Annotated in this window: 8 protein-coding genes; all 8 read left to right on the top strand. The window is 71.3% G+C overall.

Annotated features, from left to right (window positions below; all coding sequences use genetic code 11):
- Window positions 1-25 precede the first annotated feature (25 nt).
- On the top strand, window positions 26-274 hold the full coding sequence (locus tag RIN80_RS25305) for a phosphopantetheine-binding protein (protein WP_309097960.1): 249 nt from the start codon (window positions 26-28) through the stop codon (window positions 272-274).
- Window positions 271-1,209, top strand: coding sequence for a ketoacyl-ACP synthase III (locus RIN80_RS25300; protein WP_309097959.1), 939 nt, complete (start codon window positions 271-273; stop codon window positions 1,207-1,209). Before RIN80_RS25305 ends, RIN80_RS25300 begins: the two co-directional genes overlap by 4 nt.
- 81 nt (window positions 1,210-1,290) lie before the next feature.
- The gene (locus RIN80_RS25295; RefSeq protein ID WP_309097958.1) at window positions 1,291-2,421 is read left to right on the top strand and encodes a zinc-binding alcohol dehydrogenase family protein; all 1,131 of its coding nucleotides are present in this window, start codon (window positions 1,291-1,293) and stop codon (window positions 2,419-2,421) included.
- 24 nt (window positions 2,422-2,445) lie between these two features.
- Window positions 2,446-3,606: an acyl-CoA dehydrogenase family protein gene (locus RIN80_RS25290; RefSeq protein WP_309097957.1), complete on the top strand. Its 1,161-nt coding sequence runs from the start codon at window positions 2,446-2,448 to the stop codon at window positions 3,604-3,606.
- Window positions 3,607-4,048: 442 nt separating this feature from the next.
- Window positions 4,049-4,564: a toxin-antitoxin system HicB family antitoxin gene (locus tag RIN80_RS25285; protein ID WP_309097956.1), complete on the top strand. Its 516-nt coding sequence runs from the start codon at window positions 4,049-4,051 to the stop codon at window positions 4,562-4,564.
- Between the two features lie 82 nt (window positions 4,565-4,646).
- Window positions 4,647-5,489, top strand: a complete 843-nt coding sequence (locus RIN80_RS25280) for a DUF4097 family beta strand repeat-containing protein (RefSeq protein WP_309097955.1) — start codon at window positions 4,647-4,649, stop codon at window positions 5,487-5,489.
- Between the two features lie 72 nt (window positions 5,490-5,561).
- Window positions 5,562-6,539: an ATP-binding cassette domain-containing protein gene (locus RIN80_RS25275; RefSeq protein WP_309097954.1), complete on the top strand. Its 978-nt coding sequence runs from the start codon at window positions 5,562-5,564 to the stop codon at window positions 6,537-6,539.
- On the top strand, window positions 6,536-7,314 hold a 779-nt coding region (locus tag RIN80_RS25270), incomplete at its 3' end, for an ABC transporter permease (protein ID WP_309097953.1). The genes RIN80_RS25275 and RIN80_RS25270, both read left to right, overlap by 4 nt.

Genomic DNA, 7,314 nt, shown 5'->3' with positions numbered 1-7,314 from the left:
CGAACGCCCCGAACGGAGAACGAGCATGAGTGACATCGAGAGCCGTATCACGGACACGATGCTGGCCAAGCTGCGCGAGCGCGACCCGGCGCTGGGGCCCGACGACCTCACCCGGCCGGTCGCCGACCTCGACCTCGACTCCCTCGACCTGGTCGAGCTGCACCAGCAGCTGGAGCGTGAACTCCAGGTCAAGGGCGACCTGCAGGAGACCGCGGCCTTCGCCTTCCTGGACGACTTCAGCAGCTACTTCGTGAAGCTGGCGAACGGGCGGTGAGCGCCGGCATCGTCGATGTCGCCACGGCCAAGCCCGGACGGACGGTCACCAACGACGAGTTCGCGTCGATCGGCCTCACCGACGAGTGGATCCGGCGGCGCAGCGGCATCGCGTCCCGCTCGTGGCTGCCGGACGGGATGCCGCTGACGGACGTCGCCGTGGAGGCGTGCGCGCCGATCGTGACCCGGCTGTCCGGCCCGTCCTCGATCGGCGCCCTGGTCGTCGTCAGCACGTCGGTGCGCCAACGCGTCCCGGGCATCGCGCAGCAGGTGGCGCGGCAGGCCGGCCTGGACTCCGCGGTGCTCGCCTTCGACATGAACGCGGCCTGCTGCGGGTTCGTCTACGGACTGGTCACCGGGCTCTCGCTCTGCGAGTCCGGACAGGCGCGCTCGGTTCTGGTGTGCTCGGTGGAGGCCATGTCCCGGCTGGTGGACCGCACGGACCGGCAGACGGCGTGCATCTTCGCCGACGGCGCAGCGGCCGTCCTGCTGGAGGACCGCGCGCCGTTCGCGCCCTTCCGGCAGGTCGCCGGCTGCGACGGCGCGCAGGAGGCGCTCATGCGGGAGACCGGTGAGGGCGGCATCCATCTGGACGGCATGCAGGTGTACGACCGGGCCGTGCGCCGCATGTCGGAGTCCGCGCAGTACCTCTTCGACCACGGTCCGGCGCCGACCGTCCTGGTCGGCCATCAGGCCAACGGCCGCATCCTGGAGCAGGTCCGCGGCTTCACCACCCATCTCGGCGTGCCCTTCGTGAACCGGATCGAGCACTTCGGCAACACGTCGTCCGCCTCCATCCCCCTGGCCTTCGCCGAGGAGCTGGACTCCGGCTCCCTGCCCGCCTCGGGCCGGCTCGGAGCCGTCGCGTACGGCGCCGGCGAGGCGTGGGGCGGGGTCGCGGTGGACTACCGGGTGCCGGAAACCGCGGCCCGCTGACCGCGCCCGCCCCGGACCCGTACTCGAACTCAGGAGGTTGTCATCTACTCGCCCGATGCCTGGGTCCTGCGCTCCGGCGCGATGACCGGCCCTCACGACGGCAGTCCCGGCAGCGCGCTCCGGCGCGACGTGTTCACCTTCGGCCCGCTGGAGGAGGGCGAGGCCCTGGTGGAGCCGATCCTCGGCTCCTGGGAGGCCAACGTCGACCACGCGCTGGCCCGTTCACCCATCGACGTGTGCAGCAGCCGCGGCGAGGACGTGGTGGTCGTCGGCAACATGGGAGTGGTGCGCGTGCTGCAGGTGAACGCGGGCGGCCGGGACACCGGGGTCCGCGAGGGAGACCTGTGCATGCTGATGCCGTTCGGCAAGCTCGACCGCTTCGGCTACGCCGAACTCGCCTACGCCTACGACGCCCCGCACACCATCGGCCTGCTGGCCAAACGGTCGAAGATGGACGTGCGGGTGCTGCTGCCCATCCCCGACGGCACCCCGTACTCGCTGGCCCAGTGGGCGACGTACGGGCGCTACTTCACGGCCTGGGACAACTGGCACAAGGCCCATGGCTGCTGGCGCACCCAGGTGGCCGACGACCCGGCGAACCACCTGGTGTTCGGCTGGGGCGGCGGTGTGGCCTTCGCCGAACTGCTGCTGGCCAAGCGTGCCGGGTTCCGGGTGGCGATGACGGCGGGCTCGGACGAGCGGGTCGCCTTCCTGCGGGAGAACGGGATCACCCCGGTGGACCGCCGGCTGTTTCCCGACCTCTCGCTGCCCACCCGGGAGCAGCGCACGGACCGGGAACGCCACCAGCGGCGCCGGGACTCGGTGCGCAGGTTCCGCAACCTGGTCGACGAGCTGAGCGACGGCCAGGGGGTCGCGATCTTCGTGGACAACATCGGCCAGCCCCTGTACGACATCACCCTGGCCTCGCTGGCCCGCGCGGGGGTCGTCACCACCTGCGGCTGGAAGGCGGGGATGCGCCTGACCCATCTGCGGGGCGCCGAGTCCATCAGCCGCCACATCCTCGTGAACACCCACGTGTGGCAGTTGCAGGAATCGCCCGCCATCCGCGACTTCCAGGAGGCCGAGGGCTGGATCGCGCCCAAGGGGTCGGAGGTCGTCTACGACTTCGACCGGGTGCCGGAACTCGCCGACGACTACGCGCACGGCCGGATCGCCTCCTACTTCCCGATGTACCACGTCAACCCGGTCTGACCGGCCCCGAAGGGAGAAGGTGCCATGACAGCGGAACTGCTCGCCCGGGTGCGGGACTTCGCCGCGACCGAGCTGGCCGGGAAGGACGAGCACTTCGACGGCCTGCCGGAGCAGCCCACGGTCGAGGCGGCACGGCTGCACGACCTCGGCCTGGCCAACTGGTGGGTGCCCCGGCCGTACGGAGGACTGGGCCTTTCCGTGACGGACAGCGTCGACGTCGTGTCCGAACTCGCCTACGGTGACGCCGGGTTCGCCTTCGGCGCCTTCCTGCCGGTCCTGGGCGGCGTCATGCTTCAGCACTTCGGCGGCGAGGAGCTGGCCCGCCCGGCCCTGGAGTCGCTGGTGAGCGAGGGCGGCCGGATCGCCGTGCTCGGCAGTGAGGAGGAGGCCGGCAGCGAGCTGGTCAGGATCAGCACCACCTTCCGCGCGGAGGGTGACCGGCTGGTGCTCAGCGGCGACAAGTACTTCTCGACCAACACCGACGCGGCCGGACTGCTGCTGGTCCTCGCCCGGTCCGCCGACGACGCCGCGGACTTCGCCGTCGTCGCGGTACCGCGCGACACGCCCGGGGTCGAGATCGTCAAGCGCTGGGACCTGCTCGGCGTCCGGGGCGCGGGAACCTACCGGGTGCGTCTGGAGGATTGCTCCGTTCCCGCCACGCACCGCCTCCACGGCAGCGGGCTGCGCATCCTCGAGGCGAGCCTGAACGCGAGCCGCATCCTGATCGCCGCCTGCGCGGTGGGCATCGCCAGGCGCGTGCGGGACCTGGCGATGGACTACGCGGCCGGCAAGAAGCTCAGGGGTGCCCCGCTCACCGAGAACGCCGTGTTCGCCGGGAAGCTCGGGCAGATGGAGACGCTGATCGACGTGATGCGCAACCAGTGCCGGGCGGCCGCGGCGGAGTTCGACGAACTCCTCGAAGCGGCCGCGGGCGGAGGAACCGGTCTGCACCGGGTCGGCACGCTCCGTTCCGCGCTGGCCGCCAAGCTCTTCTGCGGCCAGGCGGGCTGGGAGGTGGTGTCGACCGGCTCGGAGCTGTTCGGCGGTCTCGGCTACACGCAGGAGCATCCGATCGGCAAGCTCGTCCGCGACATGCGGTACGTGGCCATCGTCGAGGGCGGCGAGGACATCATGCGGGACCTCGTCTACGCCCGCTTCGTGGTTCCCGCCCGCAAGCGGCGGTGAGGGACGGGCCCGGACGGTACCCGTCGCCCTGTCGCACCCCGGACCGGTGCGATCGCGCTGACCCGCGATCGCACCGGTCCGTCGCCTCTCCGGCCACCCGTCCACGACCGGGCCGGATCCGCCGCCCGCCGGCCGCCCTGCCGGACACCGTCCGCGGCCGGGGCACTGACGCTTCCGCCGTTCATCGCGGCACGCGCCGCTCGGTCCGGTCGACCCGAGGCACAGCCCAGACGTCACCAGGCGACATGGATGGCACCACGCGGCACCATCCGGTGCCACCGGGCGCGTCCCCGCATGCGGGAGCGCACGCACCCCCAGTGGCGCCATGAGGTGCCCCGCGCGCCTGTTCTCGCCACGGAAAGGACGCTCGTCCGGAAACCTGTCACCCCCGTAGCGCCATTCAGGCTTGCGCACGGCGCCATTGTGGTGCCATGCTGACGGCATGGACCTCAGCCCGTATGTCGACACCCTCCGCCGTGAACTCGCGGTGGCCGCCGAAGCCGGAGGGGAGGAAGCTCGCGAGCTCGCCGAGCGTCTCACCGCCCCGCTGGAGTCGGCGACACGCCTGACCCTGCTCAACGTCCTGTCCGCCGCCATGGACGAGATCACGCGCGAGCTCGCCCCCGGCTCGGTCGACGTACGGCTGCGCGGTCTCGAGCCCGACTTCGTCGTGACACCCCCGCCCGCCGACGACACCCCCACCGAACCGGTCACGACCGTCGAACCGCCCGTCGCACAGGTGCCGGCCGACAGCGAGGGCGGCGGCCCCGCCCGCATCAACCTGCGCCTGCCCGCCCACCTCAAGGCCCGTGCCGAGGAGGCGGCGAACCGCGAGGGCCTCTCGGTCAACGCCTGGCTGGTCCGGGCGGTGGCCGGCGCGGTCGAGGGCGGCACCCCGGCGCGCACCACGGAGAAGACCCGCACGGTCGGACAGAGCCTGACGGGCTGGGTGCGCTAGCCCCGCTCGCGTCCGCACCGCACCACCCACACCACGTCCCACCAGCGGGGGCGGCCCGACGACCCACGAGGACAGTACCGCCATGCCTTCTTTCGACACGCCCGAGCCCATCTCGGTCACGGCCCACGTCTACTCCGGATCCATCCGGTTCACCGCCGGCGACCGCACGGACACCGTCGTCGCGGTGGAACCCCGCGACCCCAAGCGCGACCAGGACGCGCGCGTGGTGGAGCAGACCGAGATCTCCTACGCGAACGGCACTCTGACCCTCAGGACCCCCAAGGCCAACCTCGTCGGGCGCTCCGGCACCGTCGACGTGACGGTGGAACTGCCCACGGGCTCGCACATCGACGTCTCCGGCGCCAGTGCCGAGGTGCTCGGCGAGGGCCGGCTGGGCGAGGTCCGCCTCAAGACCGCGGCCGGCGACGTCCGGCTCGACACGACCGGACCGCTCCAGCTGTCCGCCTCGCACGGCTCCATCACGGTGGACCGGGTCGAGGGCATGGCCGAGATCACCACCAACTCCGGCCACCTGCGCATCGGAGTCGTGAACGGGCCCGCCGTCCTGAAGAACTCCCACGGCAGCACCACCGTCGACGCCGTGACCGGCGAACTGCGCGTGAACGGCGTCAACGGTGGCGTCGACATCGCGCGTGTCGAGTCGTCGGTCACCGGTACCACCACCAACGGCCACCTCCGCGTCAACGACGTCGCGCGCGGCACCGTCCACCTGGAGACCTCCAACGGCCCGATCGAGGTCGGCGTCCGCGAGGGCACCGCCGCCTGGCTCGACGTCAGCTCCAAGCGCGGGCAGGTGCGCAACACGCTGTCCGCGTCCGACGCGCCGGAGGAGACCGAGGAGACCGTCCGGGTCCACGCACGGTCCAACTGGGGCAACATCGACATCCGCCGCGCCCGGGCCTGAACACCACCCGCACACCGCTCATCCCCCGTCACGACAGCCTCCGAAAGGGAGTGCTCCATGTCTCCTTCTGTCATGCCCACGTCCAGGAAGGGTGAGAGCGCGCCGCCCCCGGCCGCGATCTCGGCCGTCGGGCTGCGCAAGTCCTTCGGTGACAAGACCGTCCTCGACGGCATCGACCTGCACATCCCCACCGGGTCCGTGTTCGCCCTGCTCGGGCCGAACGGCGCGGGCAAGACCACCGCCGTCAAGATCCTCTCCACGCTCATCACCGCCGACGCCGGTGAGCTGCGCGTCGGCGGCCACGACGTCGCCACCGAGCCGCACGCCGTGCGCGCCGCGATCGGCGTCACCGGGCAGTTCTCCGCCGTCGACGGCCTGATCACCGGGGAGGAGAACATGCTCCTCATGGCCGACCTGCAGCACCTGCCCCGGCAGGAGGGCCGGCGCGTCGCCGCGGAACTGCTGGAGCGCTTCGACCTCACCGACGCGGCGAAGAAGCCCGCCTCGACCTACTCCGGCGGTATGAAGCGCCGCCTGGACCTGGCGATGACGCTGGTGGGCGACCCGCGGATCATCTTCCTCGACGAACCCACCACCGGCCTCGACCCACGTTCCCGGCACAACATGTGGCAGATCATCCGCGAACTGCTCGCCGACGGCGTCACGGTCTTCCTCACCACCCAGTACCTGGAGGAGGCCGACGAACTCGCCGACCGCATCGCCGTGCTGAACAACGGCAAGATCGCCGCCGAGGGAAGCGCCGAGGAGCTCAAGCGGCTCATCCCCGGCGGGCACGTCCGGCTCCGCTTCACCGACCCGGCGGCCTACCAGACCGCCGTCGCCACGCTGCACGAGGCCAACCGCGACGACGACGCGCTGACCCTGCGCATCCCCAGCGACGGCACCCAGCGCGAACTGCGCTCCCTTCTCGACTGGCTGGACTCGGCCGGTATCGAGGCGGACGAGCTGTCCGTGCACACCCCCGACCTCGACGACGTCTTCTTCGCCCTGACCGGCGGCACCGACAAGCACAAGGAGGCTGCCCGATGAGCGCCCTGTCCCTCGTCGTCCGCGACTCGAACACGATGCTGCGCCGCAATCTGCTGCACGCCAGGCGCTATCCGTCCCTGACGCTGAACCTGCTGCTCACGCCGGTCATGATGCTGCTGCTCTTCGTCTACATCTTCGGCGACGTGTTGAGCACGGGCATCGGAGGCGGCGGCGCCGACCGCTCCGACTACATCGCCTACATCGTCCCCGGCATCCTGCTGATGACCATCGGCAGCACCGTCATCGGGGCCGCGGTGTCCGTCTCCACCGACATGTCCGAGGGCATCATCGCCCGCTTCCGCACCATGGCGATCCACCGCGGCTCGGTGCTCATCGGGCACGTGGTCGGCAGCGTGCTGCAGGTGCTCATGAGCCTGGTCCTCGTCGGGGCCATCGCCGCGGCCATCGGCTTCCGGTCCACCGACGCGACGGCACTGGAGTGGCTGGCGGCGTTCGGACTGCTCGCGCTGTTCGCCCTGGCGCTCACCTGGATCGCGGTCGGCATGGGCCTGGCCAGTCCCAACGCCGAGGCGGCCAGCAACATGGCCATGCCGCTGATCCTGCTGCCGCTCATCTCCAGCGCCTTCATCCCGGCCGACTCCATGCCGGGCTGGTTCCAGCCGATCGCCGAGTACCAGCCCTTCACCCCCGCCATCGAGACCCTGCGCGGACTGCTCCTCGGAACGGAGATCGGCCACAACGGGTGGCTCGCCATCGCCTGGTGCGTGGGCCTGTCCGCCCTCGGCTACTTCTGGTCGAAGTCGCTCTTCGAGCG

This window comes from Streptomyces sp. (assembly GCF_031181705.1).
GTDB lineage: Bacteria > Actinomycetota > Actinomycetes > Streptomycetales > Streptomycetaceae > Streptomyces.
This window is presented reverse-complemented; position numbering and strand designations above follow the sequence as displayed.